Source organism: Arthrobacter sp. CJL-S3 (assembly GCF_056711635.1).
The window spans coordinates 936,394-954,070 of the sequence record NZ_CM160046.1 but is presented as its reverse complement, the minus strand read 5'-3'; the positions used below and the strand labels follow the sequence as shown (position 1 = coordinate 954,070).

Annotated in this window: 16 protein-coding genes; 11 read left to right on the top strand and 5 right to left on the bottom strand. The window is 67.4% G+C overall.

Annotated elements, in window-relative coordinates; translation table 11 throughout:
* Positions 1-334 precede the first annotated feature (334 nt).
* The 3 genes from AC06G6_RS04405 to AC06G6_RS04395 all read left to right on the top strand — a co-directional run bounded on the left by AC06G6_RS04405 (position 335) and on the right by AC06G6_RS04395 (position 3,118).
* On the top strand, positions 335-1,342 hold the full coding sequence (locus tag AC06G6_RS04405; RefSeq protein ID WP_479828534.1) for a bile acid:sodium symporter family protein: 1,008 nt from the start codon (positions 335-337) through the stop codon (positions 1,340-1,342).
* Positions 1,343-1,435: 93 nt separating this feature from the next.
* Complete coding sequence (locus AC06G6_RS04400) at positions 1,436-2,335, top strand: potassium channel family protein (protein ID WP_479826725.1); 900 nt, start codon at positions 1,436-1,438, stop codon at positions 2,333-2,335.
* A gap of 33 nt (positions 2,336-2,368) precedes the next feature.
* The gene (locus tag AC06G6_RS04395; RefSeq protein ID WP_479826723.1) at positions 2,369-3,118 is read left to right on the top strand and encodes an ArsR/SmtB family transcription factor; all 750 of its coding nucleotides are present in this window, start codon (positions 2,369-2,371) and stop codon (positions 3,116-3,118) included.
* 109 nt (positions 3,119-3,227) lie between these two features.
* Here AC06G6_RS04395 and AC06G6_RS04390 read toward each other — a convergent pair whose 3' ends face one another.
* Together AC06G6_RS04390 and AC06G6_RS04385 are read right to left on the bottom strand one after the other, a co-directional pair.
* Positions 3,228-3,917, bottom strand: a complete 690-nt coding sequence (locus AC06G6_RS04390; protein ID WP_479826721.1) for a hypothetical protein — start codon at positions 3,915-3,917, stop codon at positions 3,228-3,230.
* 28 nt (positions 3,918-3,945) lie between these two features.
* A complete protein-coding gene (locus tag AC06G6_RS04385) occupies positions 3,946-5,457 on the bottom strand; it encodes a carboxylesterase/lipase family protein (RefSeq protein WP_479826719.1) in 1,512 nt (503 codons plus the stop codon).
* Positions 5,458-5,737: 280 nt separating this feature from the next.
* Between AC06G6_RS04385 and AC06G6_RS04380 the strand changes: the two genes are divergently transcribed.
* The 6 genes from AC06G6_RS04380 (at position 5,738) to AC06G6_RS04355 (ending at position 11,193) form a co-directional block, all read left to right on the top strand.
* Positions 5,738-7,420 carry a helix-turn-helix transcriptional regulator gene (locus AC06G6_RS04380; RefSeq protein WP_479826716.1) on the top strand — a complete coding sequence of 561 codons (1,683 nt, stop codon included), beginning with the start codon at positions 5,738-5,740 and terminating at the stop codon, positions 7,418-7,420.
* 106 nt (positions 7,421-7,526) lie between these two features.
* On the top strand, positions 7,527-7,835 hold the full coding sequence (locus AC06G6_RS04375) for a hypothetical protein (protein WP_479826714.1): 309 nt from the start codon (positions 7,527-7,529) through the stop codon (positions 7,833-7,835).
* Positions 7,836-7,873: 38 nt separating this feature from the next.
* Positions 7,874-9,025, top strand: a complete 1,152-nt coding sequence (locus AC06G6_RS04370) for a flavin-containing monooxygenase (protein WP_479826712.1) — start codon at positions 7,874-7,876, stop codon at positions 9,023-9,025.
* 97 nt (positions 9,026-9,122) lie between these two features.
* Positions 9,123-9,851 carry an SDR family NAD(P)-dependent oxidoreductase gene (locus AC06G6_RS04365; RefSeq protein WP_479826710.1) on the top strand — a complete coding sequence of 243 codons (729 nt, stop codon included), beginning with the start codon at positions 9,123-9,125 and terminating at the stop codon, positions 9,849-9,851.
* Positions 9,852-9,917: 66 nt separating this feature from the next.
* Positions 9,918-10,370, top strand: coding sequence for an SRPBCC family protein (locus AC06G6_RS04360; protein WP_479826708.1), 453 nt, complete (start codon positions 9,918-9,920; stop codon positions 10,368-10,370).
* 64 nt (positions 10,371-10,434) lie between these two features.
* Complete coding sequence (locus AC06G6_RS04355) at positions 10,435-11,193, top strand: DinB family protein (protein ID WP_479826706.1); 759 nt, start codon at positions 10,435-10,437, stop codon at positions 11,191-11,193.
* Between the two features lie 13 nt (positions 11,194-11,206).
* On the opposite strand, the gene AC06G6_RS04350 is transcribed toward AC06G6_RS04355, so the two are convergent.
* Positions 11,207-11,572 carry a hypothetical protein gene (locus tag AC06G6_RS04350; protein ID WP_479826704.1) on the bottom strand — a complete coding sequence of 122 codons (366 nt, stop codon included), beginning with the start codon at positions 11,570-11,572 and terminating at the stop codon, positions 11,207-11,209.
* A gap of 270 nt (positions 11,573-11,842) precedes the next feature.
* On the opposite strand from AC06G6_RS04350, the gene AC06G6_RS04345 reads away from it, so the two are divergent.
* Complete coding sequence (locus tag AC06G6_RS04345; protein ID WP_479826702.1) at positions 11,843-12,925, top strand: glycerophosphodiester phosphodiesterase family protein; 1,083 nt, start codon at positions 11,843-11,845, stop codon at positions 12,923-12,925.
* Here AC06G6_RS04345 and AC06G6_RS04340 read toward each other — a convergent pair whose 3' ends face one another.
* Together AC06G6_RS04340 and pdxA are read right to left on the bottom strand one after the other, a co-directional pair.
* Positions 12,926-13,306: a VOC family protein gene (locus AC06G6_RS04340; protein WP_479826699.1), complete on the bottom strand. Its 381-nt coding sequence runs from the start codon at positions 13,304-13,306 to the stop codon at positions 12,926-12,928.
* 179 nt (positions 13,307-13,485) lie between these two features.
* Entirely contained in the window at positions 13,486-15,912 is a 2,427-nt protein-coding gene (gene pdxA / locus AC06G6_RS04335; RefSeq protein WP_479826697.1) for a 4-hydroxythreonine-4-phosphate dehydrogenase PdxA, read from the bottom strand.
* A gap of 187 nt (positions 15,913-16,099) precedes the next feature.
* Here pdxA and AC06G6_RS04330 point away from each other — a divergent pair, with 187 nt between their 5' ends.
* Positions 16,100-17,674: an ABC transporter substrate-binding protein gene (locus AC06G6_RS04330; protein WP_479826695.1), complete on the top strand. Its 1,575-nt coding sequence runs from the start codon at positions 16,100-16,102 to the stop codon at positions 17,672-17,674.
* Positions 17,675-17,677: the final 3 nt, after the last annotated feature.

The window sequence follows — 17,677 nt, the reverse complement described above, 5'->3', positions numbered from 1 at the left end:
CGAACCCCGCAGTGCCCGGCACTGCGGGGTTCCGCTGTTTGTCACTGCACCAAGGGGCGACGCCCATGAGGTGGGGCGAGCCTCGGACGCGGCGGCCGCCGCCCTGGAACCTCCTTCATCCAAAGGGGCTCTATTTCCGGCGAACATTGCGGGAGTGCTGCCCCACCCGCTCTCGCCGCTATTTGTCGACCTTTAGGTATTCACTACAACGAATATCGAATTCCGAAAGAATTGCTGCTTCCCATACGTAATATTGACGACGATCATCACCCGCCTACGTCATCAGTACACGCTGATTCTGAAACCCAACCCTCACTGTGCTAATCCGGTAGGTATGTCTTCCTTATCCGAATCTTCAAAGACGTCATCAGCCGCTGAAGAACGCAGCGCCCGTGTCGCAGTCACTCTTTTTCCCGTGCTTATCCTGGCCGGAGGAGCCGTAGCGCTTGCCGCCCCAACAGCCTTCACGGGGCTCGCCCCCTGGATCAACCCTCTCCTAGGACTCATCATGTTCGGCATGGGGCTAACACTCACGCCCCCTGACTTCGCCGTCATTGCCAAACGCCCTATCCCGGTGGTGATCGGAGTTGTTGCGCAATATGCCATCATGCCGTTCCTGGGCTGGTTGATCGCAGCGGCGCTGGGGCTGCCCCCTGCCCTGGCCGCGGGCGTCATCCTGGTGGGCTGCTGCCCCGGCGGAACGGCTTCCAACGTCGTTTCCTACCTGGCTAAGGGTGACGTCGCTTTGTCCGTCGCCATGACGACCGTTTCAACTCTGCTTGCTCCGCTGCTGACCCCGGTGCTGGCATTGTGGCTGGCCGGTCAGTACATGCCGGTGGACGCCGGTTCGATGGCGTGGTCCATCGTCCAGATCGTGCTGTTCCCAGTGCTGCTGGGACTCTTACTCCGATTCTTCCTGCCGCGACTCGTCAACCGTGCGCTGCCTGCCCTTCCCTGGATTTCGGTACTCGCTATCACCGCCGTTGTGATTGCGGTGGTTGCCGGAAGCGCAAAGGCAATTTTCGCAGCCGGACTTCTGGTTCTCGCGGCCGTTATTCTGCATAACGGCTTGGGATATGCCCTCGGCTACGCTGCAGCCCGTTTGTTCCGGCTTCCGATTCCCTCCAGGCGTACCACTGCGATTGAGGTCGGCATGCAGAATTCAGGCCTTGCAGCAGGGCTCGCACGGCAGTATCTGACTCCCGAAGCGGCTCTGCCTGGCGCTATTTTCTCAGTCTGGCATAACGTTTCCGGTGCGGTTCTCGCAGCCTACTGGCGCCGCAGCAGCAGCAACACTCCTGCCTCACGCGACAGCGAGTCAGTTCCGGCGGCTGCCAGCTAACCTCTGTGGCCGGTCCCGCGAACAGCCTGGCTGCTCCTTGAGACGCGGGGACCCAGCGCGGTGTCGGAGCAGTGCCGCCCATAGGATGAGGCAATGGACTTCGAAGGCACGCTCTGGACGGTTTTGGGGGCCGGGCTGGTCCTGCTAATGCTTGTTGATGTCTTTCGCACGCTCCTTTACCCGCATGGTTCTGGTCCTTTGGGCCGGGCGATCATGCGCGGGTTCTGGCTGGTGTCGACAAAACTGCGGGGCCGGGGCTCCTTCATCGCAGCGCCTTTGGCCATGGCCGCTGTCATCGGCGCTTGGGCAAGCCTGGCGGCCATCGGCTGGGCCCTGCTCTACCTGCCCCACCTGCCGGAGGGTTTTGTCCACGGAGACGGGGTGCCACAGCGGGGCGACTTTGGCGAAGCCCTCTACATCTCCCTTGTCACTCTTTCCACTGTGGGGTTCGGCGACATCGTGCCGGCGGATCCGCTGCTCAGGCTGGTTGTTGCCCTCGAGGCCGTCACGGGCTTCGGGCTGCTGACGGCAACGGTCACCTGGATCCTGCAGACGTTCCCGGCACTGAACCGCCGCCGGGCCCTCGCCCACCAGCTGAACCTCTTCAGGGAGTCTGCAGGCCCGGACGGCGTATTGTCGCTGGATCCCGGGCATGCTGCCGGACTGTTGGAGTCAATGGCCGGAAACGTGGCGTCCGTGAGCATAGACCTGCTGGCGTTCCATGAAACCTATTACTTCCGTGAAATCGAGCAGCGCGGCTCCCTGCCGGCCACGGTGGCCTACGCCGAGGAGCTGGCATCCCAGGCCCAGCGCAGCGACAGCCCTGAGCTCCAGTTCGCCGGACGGATGCTCCACGCATCCCTGGACGCCCTCGCGGATGTCCTTCGCGGCAAATTCGGCCATGCAGGAGCAACGTCGTCCGATGTGTTCGACCATTACGAAGTGCACCACCGGCACCTGCGGCGCGGCAAAGCGGATACGGACCAGCCCTAGACATGTGACTAATCAGTCACCTAATCTGGACGTGTGGACGCCGTATTCAAGGCCCTGGCCGACGCCACCCGCCGCGACCTCCTGGATGAGCTCTTCCGGAACGACGGGCAGACCCTCCACGCCCTTGAGGCCCGCTTCGAGATGACCCGCTACGGCGTGATGAAGCACCTCAAAGTCCTGGAGGACGCCGGCCTGGTGGTGACCCGCCGTCGGGGGCGCGAGAAACTCCACTTCCTGAATCCGGTGCCCATCCGGCTGGTCCACGACCGCTGGGTGAGCAAATATGCCGAACCATGGGCCGCTGGCCTCAGCGACCTCAAAACCAGATTGGAAAGTCCCATGGAAAAGATCTTCGAAATCTACATCAAGACCACCCCGGAGCGGCTCTGGGAGGCCATCACGGACGGCGAGATCCGCAGCAAGTACCAGTTCGGGTCCGTCATCACCTCCGACTGGACGCCGGGATCCCGGTTCGAGATGGCACCCAGGGGCGGGGAACCCCTAGGCGAGGGCGAGAACCTGGAGGTGGACCCGCCCCGCCGGCTCGTCCAGAGCATGCGCGCGCTCTGGGGCGAGGACGTCAAGGCCGAAGGCACGTCCCGGATCACCTGGGAGATCGAACCGGTGGGCGACTCCTGCCGCCTGACCGTCACCCACGACCAGCTCCGCGAAGGCGCCAACGAACAGCTCTACGGCGGCTGGCCGATGATCCTCTCCGGCCTGAAGACCTGGCTGGAAACCGGCCAGCTCCTCACCACGCCCGGCTCCCTCATGTACACCTGAGCCGGGCCGGCAAGCGCACCCGGGCGCCGCCGTCGTGGTCCGCAGAGGGCCGGCAGCACCCCTACATCGTGGCCGTCAACGCCGCGACGCCGGCGTCACGGGCGCCGTCCTACGTTCCTTCCGCGCGCTGCTTAACGCCGCGAAGGAGGCCGACTTCCATGTAGTGGTGGAATGGGTCCGCGATGAGAAAGTCGATGCCGCGAGTCAGCAGCATTGCCCCGGGCACATGTTGCAGGGCGAACACGATGGCCTTGGTCAGCGCCGGGGCGTCAGCCGCGGCGCCCTGGGCCGCGGCACTGATATATCCCATCCCCCGCCATCGAATGATGAGGCGGGTGCGGTTGCCCGGGAGAGGACGCAGCACGAACGCCTCTCCTGCGACCAGGTGCCGGTTTGGCTCGATCTCTGACACGGGGGCAAAGACGCCACCGCCGTAGGGCACCAGGTCGCCGACCTTGAGATCCTGCAGCTCCGGGTGGATGCGCGTCGCCGAGCGCTTTCCTTCTATGTAGCGGGCGTGAAACATGGCCCGCTCCACCCTGTCGTGGGTGTAGAACCCGGCGCGGTTGATCCCCATTTGCACTATCCAGGGCCATACGCGCTCCGGCGGCACGTCGATGGTGATGGCCCGCGTGCTTTGAAACGCCGGATGAGGCACCCGATCATCACCCGGCAATGGCTCAACGGCTTCCTCACCCTGCGTCCCCCACCGCAGCATCGCCGGACGCCACACCAAATAGGCCGCTATCTTGACGACCAGCGCTCCTCCGAAAACCAGCAGTCTCCGGCGGTTGACCATCCCACTCACCGGCCTGCCGCGGCGGGTCCTAACGGACACCCGTCCATAGCTCGCGCTCCCAGGTCCGGGGGTCGTGGACCACGCGACTCTCGGTGTTGAACACCATGGTGGTCCTGTGTTCGGGTTCGTAGCCGGGCCATCCGGGATCGCCGGTGGCGGCGAAGGAAACCCAGGCGGCGTGCATGGCATCAGCCAGTTCCTGTGGCGGGTCTGTCCCGAGCAGCGGCCCGAACAATCTGGAGTTCCTGTCCAGGGCGTCGAAAACGAACGGGATCTCGATGCTATGGACGGCGCCGAGGCCGGGGGCAGGCCAGGCGAACTCGTACATGTACGTCCCGGCTGATGTCGCCGAGGCCGCCGTTGCATGGGCATCGGCTAAACGGATCGCCGGAATTCGCACCCACCAATCGGTTTCCACGGCGGCGAGCACATCTCCTGGCGAACTGTCCGGATAGTGGGAGCGGTACTCGCGGAGTGCGGTCTCCACGGGAAGCCCATAGGCGCCGAGGGGCGCGAAGCCGTCCACGCTCCTGGATTCCGCCAGGTCGTGCTCCGTGACCTTGCCGATCACGCCGGTAATGGCAAGGAACAACCTCCAGTCCTCGGTGTTGGTCCCGACGATAACGTCCACCATGGAGCCCGCTCCGGCAGCGATCGCTTCGATGGGGCGCAGCGGAACCGTGACGCCGTCGATCGTCGGCTGCCAAAGCATACTGCTGGCCAACACCTCATGTCCCCAGCGCTCCGGGTCCGGATGGGCAAAGAGTTCCGCCTTCAACTCCGCCTGCGCCGCGAGGAACCGCTGGGGCGGTACCGCCGCCATGGCCTCCCGGGTGGGAGGGACGCCCAGCTTCTCTGCCAGGAACCCGCCGATTCTTTGGGCCGTCTCGGAGGACAGCGCGTGGTGGGCTGCCCCGCTCTGCAGGACGGCCCGGCGGAACAACCCCTCGGCCCGGGGCATCGACAGGAGCACGCCGATGCTCATCGCACCCGACGACTCGCCAAAAACGGTGACGTTGCCGGGATCACCGCCGAACGCTGCGATGTTCCCGCGGACCCATTCCAGGGCCGCGATCTGGTCGAGGAGACCCACGTTGGCCTGCCCGTCGCCGAGGTCCAGGAACCCGTCGGCGCCCACCCGCCAGTTGATCACCACACAAACGACGCCGTCCCGGGCAAAGTTCCGGCCGTTATAGGCCGCCGTCGAGCCGAATTCGAACGCGCCGCCCTGAATCCAGACCATGACCGGCAGGCCTGTGCTTCCGGGATCCGGTGTCCACACATTGAGGTTCAGACAGTCCTCGCCGGCCAGCGCGGTATCCCACTCCGTGCCCGCGCTTTCCGGGGGAGCCAGTTGGAAAGGGGCTGAGCCGTACTGCGTGGCGTCGCGGACTCCTGACCAGGGCTGGACCGGCTGCGGGGGGCGCAGCCGGTTCGCGCCGGACGTCGGCGCACCGTACGGGACGCCCAGGAAACGGTGCACGCCTTCGTCCGCGCTGCCGCGCAGCGGGCCAAGTGTGGTGTTGACGACGCTGTCCATGCCTGCCACCTTCAATGCCCGGGGGGACTTCTGGGGTCGGTTCCCACCCTTGCAGGCCGCAGTGGCGTGGTTGAAGGGCCGAAGGTCACGGACCGGACCGGCCCCTCGATTTCATTGGGAAACGACGCAAGGGTTGGCGCTTGGGCCCGCACCTTGCCGCCCCATAACCGGCGGCGGTAGCCTGAAAACTAGATGACGGGCCGCGCCGCCCACCCCTTGTTCCGGGAGTGCCGCGCAGCGCCCACAGGCTCAGACCCGCCACCGGGAACGGGGAGGCGCGATGTCGACACTCGCAGACGGCCGGGACGCCTACGCCGAACGGCGCTGGCCGGACGCCGTCGGGCAGTACACCGCCGCCGACCACGACGCCGAACTTCCGGCCGGCGACCTGGAACAGCTGGCCACCTCCGTCATCCTCACCGGCAGGGGCTCCGAGGGCGTGGACATCCTCGCCCGGGCGCACCTGAAGTACCTCGCCGATGGCGACTACCCCGCCGCCGCCCGCTGCGCCGTCTGGTCCGGGCTGAACCTCATCCTGCTGGGCGAACCGGCCCGCGGCGCCGGCTGGCTCGCCCGCGCCCACCGGATCGTCGAGGACCTGCCCGAGCCCTGCCCCTTCGAGGGCCTGCTGTCCGTCCCTGTCGGGCTGGCTGCCCTCTACCAGGGCGACGGCGCCACCGCCGCGGCAGCCTTCACCCGGGCCGCCGACCTCGGCCGGGCGCGCGGCGACGCCGACTCGGCCGCCCTCGGCACGCTGGGCCTGGGGCAGGCCAAGGTCCTGCTGGGCGAGTTCGACGCCGGCCTGGCCCTGCTCGACGAAGCCATGGTCGCCGTCACCGTCGGGGAAATCTCCCCCGTCCCCGCCGGGATCATCTACTGCGCGGTGATCGAGACCTGCCATCTGGCCTTCGACCTGCACCGCGCCCACGAGTGGACACGGGCGCTGGACCGGTGGTGCGACGCGCAGCAGAAGCTGGTGGCCTTCAGCGGCCAGTGCCAGATGCACCGGGCCGAACTGTACCGGCTGCACGGCGCCTGGACCGAGGCGATCGACGCGGCCAAAACGGCGCAGGACTTCGCCTACCGCGGCGACCGCATGGCCACCTACGGCGGCTTCTACGAACAGGGCGAAATCCACCGGCTCCGGGGCGACTTCGACGCGGCCGAGGCCTGCTACCTGCACGCCCAGGAGACCGGGTTCCCGCCGCAACCCGGGCTGGCGCTCCTGCGCCTGGCCCAGGGCAGGCCGGAGCAGGCCCAGTCCCTGCTCCGGCAGGCCATGGACGGCATCGACCCCGCCTACCGGCGCCGGATGCTCGCCGCCCGGGTGGAGATCGAACTGGCAGCGGGCGACACACCGGCGGCCCGGGCCGCCGTGGAGGAGCTGGCCGCGCTGTGCGCCGCGGTCGACATGCCCCTGCTGCACGCCCTCGCCGAACAGTCCGAGGCCGCTCTCCTGTTCCACGAAGGCGACCCCGCGGCTGCCCTGATTCCGCTCCGCCGCGCGTGGTCCCGCTGGCTTAGCCTCGACGCCCCGTTCGAAGCGGCCCGCTGCCGCGCCCTCCTGGCCAGGCTGTGCGCCGCGCTCGGCGATGAGGAATCCGCCCGGCTGGAACGTGAGGCGGCCCGGGCAGTGTTTGCCGAACTGGGCGCCGCGCCGGCACTGGCGGGGCTGGACCAACCGCTGCCCGCAGCGCCGGACGCCCGGATGGCCCCGGCCCGGTCTGCCCCGGCGCCCACCGGGAACGACGCCCATCCCGCCGCCGACGCCGGGCCGCTCACCGCCCGCGAAACCGAGGTGGTCCGGCTCGTGTCCGCCGGACTGAGCAACCGGAGCATCGCAGCCGAGCTGTTCATCAGCGAAAAAACGGTGGCCCGGCACCTGAGCAACATCTTCACCAAGCTGGGCCTGACCTCCCGGGCCGGGGTCACGGCCTACACCTACCAGCACGGACTCGCCTGACCTGCCTCCCTGCGTAAAAGTACCCATTCCCGCCCGCCGGATTCCTCCCGGGAAATGGGTGATTCGCCCGATTCGCCGCGGCGCGGCGAAAAATAGCGTTAATGGCATGAACGTTTACGTGCTCGCAGGAATGGTCTCCACCGGCCTCTTCGCCGTGAGCTACCTGCCCATGCTGCTCAAGGCCCTCCACACAAGGGATCTTGACTCCTACAGCCTCGGCTACCTCGCGCTGAGCAACGTCGCCAACGCGGTGCACTCCGTCTACGTCTTCAGCCTCCCGCCGGGACCGATCTGGCTGCTGCACTTCTTCTACGTCGTCGCCTCCGCGCTGCTGCTCATCTGGTACCTGCGCTTCCGGTCCGGGCCCGCGGGCACCCCGTTTACACAGCGGCCGCAGCGGGCACAGCGTTCATAACCACCCCACTGCACCTGCCACACCAAGGAGGCACCACCATGAACACCACCCCAGCAACCGGCACCGGCGGCGCCGTCGGCACTGCCGCCGTCGATACCGTCATCATCGGCGGCGGACAGTCCGGCCTGGCGCTGGGCTACTACCTGGCGCAGCAGCATCGGGACTTTGTCATTCTCGACGCCGGCACGCGGGTTGGCGACGCGTGGCGGAGCCGCTGGGACTCGCTGCGCCTGTTCACCCCCGCCAAGTACGACGGCCTGCCCGGCCGGCCCTTCCCGGGCGACCGCCTCGCCTTCCCCACCAAGGACGAGCAGGCGGACTATCTGGAGGACTACGCCTCCCGGTTCCACCTGCCGGTCCGGCCCAACACGGCCGTCACCCGGCTGAGCCACGACGGGCAGCGGTTCCAGGTCACGGCCGGGACGCAGCGCTGGTCGGCGGCGAACGTCGTCCTCGCCACCGGAGCCTGCCAGCTGCCCAGGACGCCGGGCTTCGCGGCGGAACTGCCGTCCGACGTCGTGCAGCTCCACTCCCACCAGTACAGGAACCCGGGCCAGCTCAAGCCCGGCCCCGTGCTGGTGGTGGGGGTGGGCAACTCCGGGGCGGAGATCGCCCTGGAGACCAGCCGCACGCACGAAACCTGGCTGGCCGGCAAGCCGAGCGGCGAGGTCCCGTTCCGGCACGGCCGGGCCGCGGCCCGCTTCGTGTTCCCGGTGATCCGCTTCGCCGGGCTGCACGTGCTGAACACCAGCACGCCGGTAGGGCGCAGGGCGCTGCCCAAGATCGGGGCCATGGCACGGCCGCTGATCCGCACCAGGCTCGCGGATCTCGGCGCCGCCGGCGTCCACCTGGTGCCGCGGGTCACCGGAGTTGAGGACGGTGAAGTAGTGCTCGACGGCGGCCGGCGCCTTCCGGTGGCAAACGTCATCTGGTGCACCGGCTTCACCGAGGCCTACCCCTGGCTGGACATCCCGGCGCTGCCGGCCAACTGGCGGGAGCAGCAGCACCGCGGGATCGTGGATGCCCTGCCGGGCCTGTTCCTGCTGGGGCAAGAGCTCATCTTCGCCGAAGCATCCGAAACCCTCCCCGGCGTGGGCCGGGACGCCAAATACCTGGCAAAACGGCTCGCCGCCACCCGGGCGCCGCAGCCCGCAGCGGAGGTCCGGACGTCGTCGGGAACCTACCATTGACCATGATCAACGAATCCGCCGAACTGTTTGTGACCGGCGTACTCCCCGCCGTCCGACGACAAACGGCCGCCCCTAAGCCTGGACCGCGGGGCGCACAGTGACGGGCAGGCTGACGGTGGTCACCGGCGGGAGCCGGGGAATCGGTGCCGCGATCAGTCGCCGCCTGGCGGCAGAGGGGCACGACGTGGTGATCACGTACCTGCGGGACCGTGATGCTGCCGACGCGGTGGCCTCCGATGTCAGACGCACGGGTCAACGCGCCCTCGTCCTGCAGACCGACACGACCGAAGAGGACTCCGTCGTCGGCCTCTTCGACCGGGTCCAGGCCTTCGGCACTCTGACGGGATTGGTGAACAACGCCGGCTCGGCATCCGCCGTCGGTTCCTTGGAGGGCAATAGCCTGGGCGCGATCCGCCGCGACCTCGACGTGAACCTGTTGGGCGTGATCGCCTGCTGCAAGTACGCCATCGGGCCGATGAGCCGGGCCGGGGGCGGCTCCATCGTCAACATCTCCTCCGTCGCAGCGACGCTGGGCGGCGCCGGCACCTATGTCCACTACGCGGCGGCGAAGGCCGCCGTCGAAGCGCTCACGGTCGGGCTTTCCAAGGAGCTTGCGGCGAAGAACATCCGGGTGAATGCTGTCGCTCCCGGGACAGTGTGGACGGACTTTCACCAGGACCGCGACCGTCCCGCGAAGGTCGCCTCAGTGATCCCGATGGGTCGTGCGGGGCAGCCCGACGAGATTGCGGGAGCTGTTGCCTGGCTTCTCTCCGACGATGCCGGCTACGCCACAGGCGCAACGATCCGAGTCTCCGGCGGGCTCTGAGGACGACCAGACACCCGCAAGCGCGCGGCGCTTCCGTCAGCGTCCATAGGGTGCCAGAGTTGAGCAATGAATGAGGAAACCGACGGACTGGTCCTGAACCTCGAATGCACGCTCGATGCTCCCCCGGAGGAAGTCTTCCGGATGCTGACGGACTCGACCGAGCTGGTGAAGTGGTGGGGTCCGCACGGCTTCACCATCCCGGCGGCCGAACTGAACCTCACGGAAGGCGGCCGCTACGGATTCCGCATGGCGCCGCCGGACGGCGAGCCGTTCCACCTCTCGGGCGAGTTCCTGGAGATCGATCCTCCCTGGCGCCTGGTGTACACCTTCCGCTGGGAGGAACCGACACCGGACGACCGGGAAACCGTCGTCGACCTGTCCCTCGGGATCACCGGCGAGGACACACGCCTGGTGCTCTCGCAGGGCCCGTTCCTGACGGAGGAGCGGCTGGCCCTGCACCGCAGCGGATGGACCGAGTCCTTCGAGAAATTGCAGGCGGTATTGGGGAGCCGCACCTAGGGACCGGCCGCGTCAGGCGCCCCGGTACGTGCGGCCAGCGTGGGAACGTGGGTAAGTTGTCGTCATGGCAGCTTTCAGTCAGTCCGATGACCTCCAGGGAGCCGAGTTCGTCGACGTGAACCTGCGGGGAGCCCGGTTCGTCCGGTCTGACCTGTCCGGCGCCGTGATGCGCGCGGTAGACGTGGCCGGGGCGGACATCGATGCCCCGTGGCTGTTCGACGGCGGGAACTCCTTGAATGTCAACGGCGTCGATGTGGTCCCCTTCGTCGAGGCAGAACTCAACCGCCGCTTCCCCGGCCGCGCCGAACGAGGCGCCGGTGATCCCGAAAGCCTTCGTGCCGCCTGGGCGGTGCTGGAGCGGACCTGGTCGGTGACGCTGGAGCGGGTCGCGGCGATGCCGGACGGAACGGTGGATCTCTCGGTGGATGGCGAGTGGACCTTCGCGCAGACCCTGCGTCACCTGGTGATGGCCACCGACACGTGGCTGGGCCGGGGAATCCTGGAGATCGACCAGCCCTACCACCCCATCGGCCAGCCGAATGCAGAGTACGAGACCGACGGTTACGACCTGTCGGTCTTCTCGACGGTCGCACCGCCGTATGCCGAAGTGCTCGAGGTCCGCGCCGGCAGGGCAGCCATGGTGCGCGACTACCTCGCCACGGTCACCCCGGCTGAGCTGTCCGCGGCCCGCCGCAACCCGTGGGCCCCCGAACAACCGGTGACGGTCCTCTCGTGCCTGCACACCATCCTCAACGAGGAATGGGAACACCACCGCTACGCCGTCCGCGACCTCGAGCCGATCGAGGCGGGGTTAGATTCATGAGGAGGGGTCCCCTTTAGCGTCGCTTGCGCGTTTCGGTTCCCGTGATGTTGAACGAGGCGTCCAGCTTTACTGTCGCTGATGTCCCGTCGGATTTCCGGATGTGCGCCTCGTAGGCAGCCCCCTCCGCGTCGGTTTCGACGCGGACTATGGTCGCCCCAGGGTTGGCAGCCTTCACTGCCGCTTCCACCCGGGCGGCGGTGTCGCCTGTCAGCAACTGCTCGGTGATGCCGTTGGCTTGGTGTCCACCCTTGTTCTGGGAAACAGACAGCATTGTGGACGACGCTGTGCCGTCCGGAGCGGCCATGGCGAGATACATGCCGCCGCCGGCGAGAGCGGCGGTTAATGCTGCACCCGCTGCGACGTTTCGAACTGTTTTCATCACGTGCTCCTGATTCTGCGATCAGGCCCATCGGTGCTTTCGCTGACCGCTTGGTCGTCCTGGCCATCGCAGGGAACACCCAGCGCGGATGGTTCCAGTAGACACTGTGGATTCTACGCATTTGTGAGGACGAGGACTAGAAGAGCGGCACGGCGATGAAGTGTTCACCCGAGGTCCAGTTCCCCGAACGCGGCAGTCCATCTCGCCTCCCTAGGGTGGTCGGGTCGCCGGCGCAGCGCCGGCAACCGTCACCCGGGAGGAACCATCACCATGCGCACACCCCTGACTGCCGCGGCCACCGCCGCGCTCATCGCCGCCCTGGCGGGACCCGCCGTCGCCGTTTCACCCGCCGAAGCCGGCGCCGCGCCGTCGTCGAACGCTGCCGGAACGGCCGCCGTCACAGCGAAAGCCAGCATCAAGACCAACGAGAGCAACGGCTCCTTTGACCTGCAGTCACACCGGGGAGGCCGCGGCGAGTGGACCGAGGAATCCCTGGCCGCGTTCGCCAACTCGCTGAAACTGGGAGTGACCACCCTGGAGCTGGACACCCACCTGACGTCGGACGGCAAGGTCATTGTCTGGCACGACGACACCATCCAGGCGGACAAGTGCCAGGACACGGTGCCGGCCACGCCAGGCGACGCTGCCTTCCCCTATGTCGGTGAACGGGTGGCCGAGCTCTCGCTGGCCCAGATCAAGACGCTGGACTGCGGGTTCACCCCACTCAAGGGCTACCCGGGGCAGGACGTGATCGAGGGCAACCGGATCGCCGAGCTCAAGGACGTGTTCCAGCTGGTGCGCGACGCCGGCGCCGAGAAGGTCCGCTTCAATATCGAGACCAAGGTGGAAAGCAGCCAGATCGGCGGCGAGGGCATGGTGGCGCTGACCAGGGCCGTGGTGGCGGAGATCCAGGCCTCCGGCATGGCGGACCGCATCACGGTGCAGTCTTTCGACTGGTCATCGCTGAACCTGACCAAGGAGATCGCCCCGGAGCTGCCGCTCGTTGCGTTGTCCAGCGGCGACGCCTGGCTCGCGGTCGGCCAGCCCGGCGCCAGCCCCAACCTCGGCGGCATCGACATCGACACCTACGGCGGATCCCTGGCCAAGGCAGCGGCAGCCCAGGGCTACGACGTCATCTCCCCCGCCTTCCGCTCCGTCACCCCCGGCATGATTGCTGAGGCCCACGAACTCGGCCTCCCGGTGGTCCCCTGGACCGTGAACACCACAGCGGACATGCAACGCCTGATGGACCTCGGCGTGGACGGCATCATCACCGATTACCCCACCCGCCTGCGCACCGTCATGGAGGAGCGCGGCCTGAAGCTGCCGAAGGCCTACGGGCTCAAGGGCTGATTATGCGCGCTGGGAGATGTTGAGAATGTTGCCCTCGCTGTCCAGGAACCAGGCGGACTTTCCCCAGTCGCTGGTGGCAACGCCGTTCTCCGTCTTCAGGCCGGGGAAATCGTAGTCTTCAAAGGCGATCCCGCGGCCCCGGAGTTCCTCCATCTCGCGTTCGAGATTGTCCGTCTCCCAGCCCATCTGGGTGTTCTTGGCTGTCCCGGCATTCTCCGTCTGGTAAATGAGGAAGCCCGTTCCGTTGCCGCAGCGGTACATCACGCTGTCGTCCTCCATGGACTCGGACGGTTCCATTCCCAGCTTGTCCCGGTAGAAATCCTTCGCCCTGCTGATGTCCTTCGCGGGGAGGACGGCCATGATGTTTGAATCCTTGAGCATGATGATTCCCTTCCGTGTCCCGAAGCTGATGTGGCCATTATGGACCGCTTCGGGCCGGCGGAAACAGGGGTGAAAATTGCCGGCGGACCAGGTAGCCGCACGTGAAAAAGCCTGGTCCGCTGGCCCCGAATAAACAGAAAGAGGCGGCCACTATGTGGCCGCCTCCCTTGTGAAAACTTTTACTTCTGCAGCACCGGGCTCGGCGACATTTCCGCCGCCTGCCGCAGCGCCTCGATCATGCTGCGCACGTCGACGATGCCCTTGCCCGCGATGTCGAAGGCGGTGCCGTGGTCCACGGAGGTGCGGATCACCGGCAGCCCCACGGTGATGTTCACGCCGGCTTCGATGCCGAGGACCTTGACGGGGCCGTGGCCCTGGTCGTGGTACATCGCCACGATCAGGTCGAAGTCGCCGCGGCCGGCCAGGAAGAACGCGGTGTCCGCCGGGAGCGGGCCGCGGGCGTCGATGCCGTCGGCCTGCAGCTTTTCGATCGCCGGGGTGATCTTCTCCGCTTCCTCGCCGTAGCCGAAGAGGCCGTTCTCCCCGGCGTGCGGGTTGATGGCGCAGACGCCGATCTTGGGATCGGCGATGCCGGCGCGCTGCATGGCGCTGTAGCCGCGGCGGACCGTCCGCTCCACCAGACCGGGCTCAATCTTGTTGACGGCGTCGATCAGGCCGATGTGCGTGGTGACGTGGATGACCTTGACCTTGGGCGTGGACAGCATCATGGACACTTCCTCGATCCCCATGAAGTGGGCCAGCAGCTCGGTGTGGCCCGGGTAGATGTGCCCGGCCTTGTGCAGCGCGGCCTTGTTCAGCGGCGCCGTGCAGATCCCCTGCACCTGCCCGCTCATGCCGAGCTCGCAGGCGATCCGGATGTAGTGGTAGGCGGCGTTGCCGGCCTCGGCGGATTCCTGCCCCCACGGCAGCTCGGGCGAGAGCAGCTTCGGATCGATCACGTTGATGCGTCCCGGTTCAAAAACGGCGTCCGCGACGTCCTGGATCTCCACGATGTCAGCCTCGACGCCCAAGGCTTTCGCTCCCAGGTTCAGCCGGTACATGTCCCCGATGACCACCGGACGGCAGTCCTGGTAGGCGTTTTCAGCCAGCAGCGCGCCCACCGTGACTTCGGGCCCGACGCCGGCGCCGTCGCCCATGGTGACCGCGATGACGGGACGGGTGTCCTGTTCGGTGGTATTCAACGCTGAATTCATTGCTTCTCCAGAGATTTCGGAAGGGTCGAGTGGTTCTTGGCTTGCAGCGCCGGCGGGATGGCCCGCTCGGCGGCTGTGAATCGAGTGGTAGAGCTGCAGCAGGGCGTGGTCATCGCCGAAGCTGCCGGGCTTGGTGCCAACCAGCCTGCCGTCGTCGGCGCGGCTGATCACGGCCCCGTGCTGGACTTCGCCCAGCGGCTCCAGCGTCCGGACGCCGAGGCGTTCCAGCACCTCGCGGGCGGTTTCGCCGCCCGTGAGGATCAGGTCGGGCGGGACGGCAGCGGGGGCATCCAGGACCCCGGACACGAAGCGGGCCAGGTTGCCGACGATCGCGCCGGCGTCGCGGGGATCCACGGTTTCGGCGGCCACCGTCAGGGCCACCGGCTCGCCGGCGGCCAGGTTCTCACGGACCAGGCTGAGCTTCACCGGCAGATCCTGCCCGCGCAGCTCCTCCGGGTCCAGCCCGACGACGGTAAAGCCTCCGGTCTGCAGCTCCCGCAGTTGCCGGCGCGCGGCCTCCGAGGCGGAGCCGACGACGGCGAGCACCGGCCGGGCTCCGCTTTCGGTCGGGTCCGGGGTACCGGAGTCCGCGGCGGAAACCTGCGTGTTTCCCCCAGGCACCCTGGCGCGGACTGCCTGTGCGAGCACGGTGGCGATGCCGCCGGTGCCCACCAGGACGATGCGCCGGCCGCCGGCGGTGTAGTTCAATTCCGCCAGGGCTGCGACCACGGCGGCCAGGTCCACCTCGGTCTCGCCGTCGGCCACCACGGTCACGGGTGCGTCGCCTGAGAACAGCCGGCGGAGCCTGGTGGCCAGGTCCGGGGACCGGACCGCGGCAAGATTCACGGCCTGGACTGCCGGGTGCTTGGCCGAGGGCACTGCGCCGTGGGCGTCAACGCCCGGTTCCCCCAGCACTTCCGCCACCGAAGACGGCGGCGCAGTTGCCTCCGCCGCCCAGAGAGCGGTGGCGGCCAGCGGCACACCATCAATCAAGGGACGGCCGTCCACGACGGTGCGCCGCAGCTGGGGCAGAGCGCCTGCCAGCAGCACGTGGCAGCCGAGGCCGGTCAAGGCGGCCACTTCGGCGCCCACATTCCCCCGCCACAGCGAGTCGATCTTCTTGAAAAGCACCGGCGTGCGCGCCGCATCGTCACCGGCGAAAACCCGGGTGACGGCGTCGGCCGCTTCCTCCGCGGAGGAAGCCCGCGAGTGGGTGTCGACCACCAGCACCTCGGGCCCTCCAGAAAGCGCCGCGTCGCCGGTCGGTGAAATAAAATGGTCCAGGAGCACAGGATCCAAGAGGACCTGCGTGCCCAGCCCCAGCCGGGCGAAGCACTGCCCCACCTCGGCGGCGCCGGAAAAATCATCGGCCTGGATAAGCACTGCCGCCATGTCTCCTCCTCCCGGGATCGAGCTGAATGGAACTGTTGATCGGGTTGTCGATGTCCTCATCATGACACAACTGCGCGGATCGCGCCATGGAGGTTGCGCAAAACGCGCAACCGTGGCAAAGTGATCCACGTAACACGGCGCAGGCCATCCGGCCGCCAGCCGTCCCGTTCAACCCGAGAGGTCAACGATGACCGTTCTTCCTCAAGGAAGTGAGATTTCCCGCCGCCGCCTCCTGCAGTTCGGCGCGCTGGGCGGACTTCTCCTGGGCACAGGCGCCGTCGCCGGATGTGCCGGCCCCACCGGCCTGCCAGGTCCCAGCACCCTAACCCTGGCGCTCAACAGGTCCCTTGTCAGCCTGGATAACAAACTCAACCAGTTCGACGCCGCCGTCACCGTGCAGCGCGCCGTCCGCCAGGGCCTCACCGCCATCGGCCCCGAAACGAAGCCCATCCTGGTCCTGGCCGAGAGCTTCGAAATGACCGGCCCCACCCAGTGGACCGTCCGCCTCCGCGAAGGCGTCAAGTACTCCGACGGGACCCCGTTGCAGATCGAGGACATTTCCACCGCCCTCAAGATGTACCAGCAGGTCCAGGGCTCGTTCGTCGCCGGCTTCTTCCCCGAGTTCCCCACCGTGGTCCCCGTGGACGCCCTTACATTCCGGATGGAATCGAAGAATCCCATTCCCATCCTGGACTCCCTCATGAGCATGATCCTGATCAGCCCCGCGGCCGCGAACAAGCCCGAGGAACTGCAGGACGGCGTGGGCACCGGCCCGTACGTCGTGACCAAGTTCAACCGCGGCGCCGGCACCTACAGCCTGAAGCGCAACGAGAACTACTGGGGCCCTGCCCCGCAGGCGGAGAACGTCGAGGTCCGGTTCCTCCCCGAGGAATCCAGCCGCGTCATCGCGCTGCGCAGCGGCGAGGCGGACGTCATCGACTCCATCACCCCCGAGTCGCGCGAACAGCTCGCCGGGCTTCCCGGCGTCGTCCTCAAGGAATCATCCAGCCTGCGGCTGAACCAGATCTTCTACAACTTCCGCAAGCCGGCCGGGCATCCGCTGGCCGACGTCCGGGTCCGGGAGGCCCTCAGCTGGGCCATCAACGGCGAGGCGCTGGTCAAGGACGTGCTGGTGGATTCCGTCAGCCAGGCCGAGGGCGTCACGCCGTCGAGCCTCACCGGCTACCACAAGACAGGAACGTACGTCTATGACCCGGAGAAGGCCAAGGCCCGTCTCCAGGAACTGGGTGTCACCAACCTGACCCTGAAGATCATCTGGGAAACCGGCGAGTTTGCCGGCGACACCTCCATCATGGAGGCCCTGGTTGAGATGTTCGGCAACATCGGAGTGAAGACCGAGCTCCAGCAGTTTGAACCCGGCGGCAACATCTTGGCCTGGCGCCAGGGCAAGGAAGGCGACTGGGACCTGCTGGGCAACGGCTTCAGCAGCCCCACCGGCCTGGCCATCACCATGATGCAGGGCATGTACGCCGGCACCGCGGAGAAGGAAAAGACCCGCGACACCTACCAGGGGTACGTGAATCCCGAGGTGCAGCCCAAGATCCAGGCCGCGGCGTCCGAGGTGGACCCCGTGCGCCGGCAGGAACTGCTCGCGGTGGCCCAGCAGGCCATCTGGGAGACCTGGCCCTGCGCCTGGGCGTTCGTGCCCAAATCCGTGCTGGCCCACCGGGAGCGGGTGGGCGGCCTCGCGCTGGCACCCACCAACTCCTACCCGCTTGTTGACGTCCGGCTGGAGGCCTAGACC

What these genes read in the sequence shown, in the direction of transcription:
- AC06G6_RS04400 (WP_479826725.1), top strand. Translation starts at nt 1,436, where the DNA reads ATGGACTTCGAAGGCACGCTCTGGACGGTTTTGGGGGCCGGGCTGGTC.
- AC06G6_RS04340 (WP_479826699.1), bottom strand. Translation starts at nt 13,306, where the DNA reads ATGCTCAAGGATTCAAACATCATGGCCGTCCTCCCCGCGAAGGACATC.
- AC06G6_RS04355 (WP_479826706.1), top strand. Translation starts at nt 10,435, where the DNA reads ATGGCAGCTTTCAGTCAGTCCGATGACCTCCAGGGAGCCGAGTTCGTC.
- AC06G6_RS04330 (WP_479826695.1), top strand. Translation starts at nt 16,100, where the DNA reads ATGACCGTTCTTCCTCAAGGAAGTGAGATTTCCCGCCGCCGCCTCCTG.
- AC06G6_RS04390 (WP_479826721.1), bottom strand. Translation starts at nt 3,917, where the DNA reads ATGGTCAACCGCCGGAGACTGCTGGTTTTCGGAGGAGCGCTGGTCGTC.
- AC06G6_RS04380 (WP_479826716.1), top strand. Translation starts at nt 5,738, where the DNA reads ATGTCGACACTCGCAGACGGCCGGGACGCCTACGCCGAACGGCGCTGG.
- pdxA (WP_479826697.1), bottom strand. Translation starts at nt 15,912, where the DNA reads ATGGCGGCAGTGCTTATCCAGGCCGATGATTTTTCCGGCGCCGCCGAG.
- AC06G6_RS04405 (WP_479828534.1), top strand. Translation starts at nt 335, where the DNA reads ATGTCTTCCTTATCCGAATCTTCAAAGACGTCATCAGCCGCTGAAGAA.
- AC06G6_RS04370 (WP_479826712.1), top strand. Translation starts at nt 7,874, where the DNA reads ATGAACACCACCCCAGCAACCGGCACCGGCGGCGCCGTCGGCACTGCC.
- AC06G6_RS04350 (WP_479826704.1), bottom strand. Translation starts at nt 11,572, where the DNA reads ATGAAAACAGTTCGAAACGTCGCAGCGGGTGCAGCATTAACCGCCGCT.
- AC06G6_RS04385 (WP_479826719.1), bottom strand. Translation starts at nt 5,457, where the DNA reads ATGGACAGCGTCGTCAACACCACACTTGGCCCGCTGCGCGGCAGCGCG.
- AC06G6_RS04375 (WP_479826714.1), top strand. Translation starts at nt 7,527, where the DNA reads ATGAACGTTTACGTGCTCGCAGGAATGGTCTCCACCGGCCTCTTCGCC.
- AC06G6_RS04360 (WP_479826708.1), top strand. Translation starts at nt 9,918, where the DNA reads ATGAATGAGGAAACCGACGGACTGGTCCTGAACCTCGAATGCACGCTC.
- AC06G6_RS04345 (WP_479826702.1), top strand. Translation starts at nt 11,843, where the DNA reads ATGCGCACACCCCTGACTGCCGCGGCCACCGCCGCGCTCATCGCCGCC.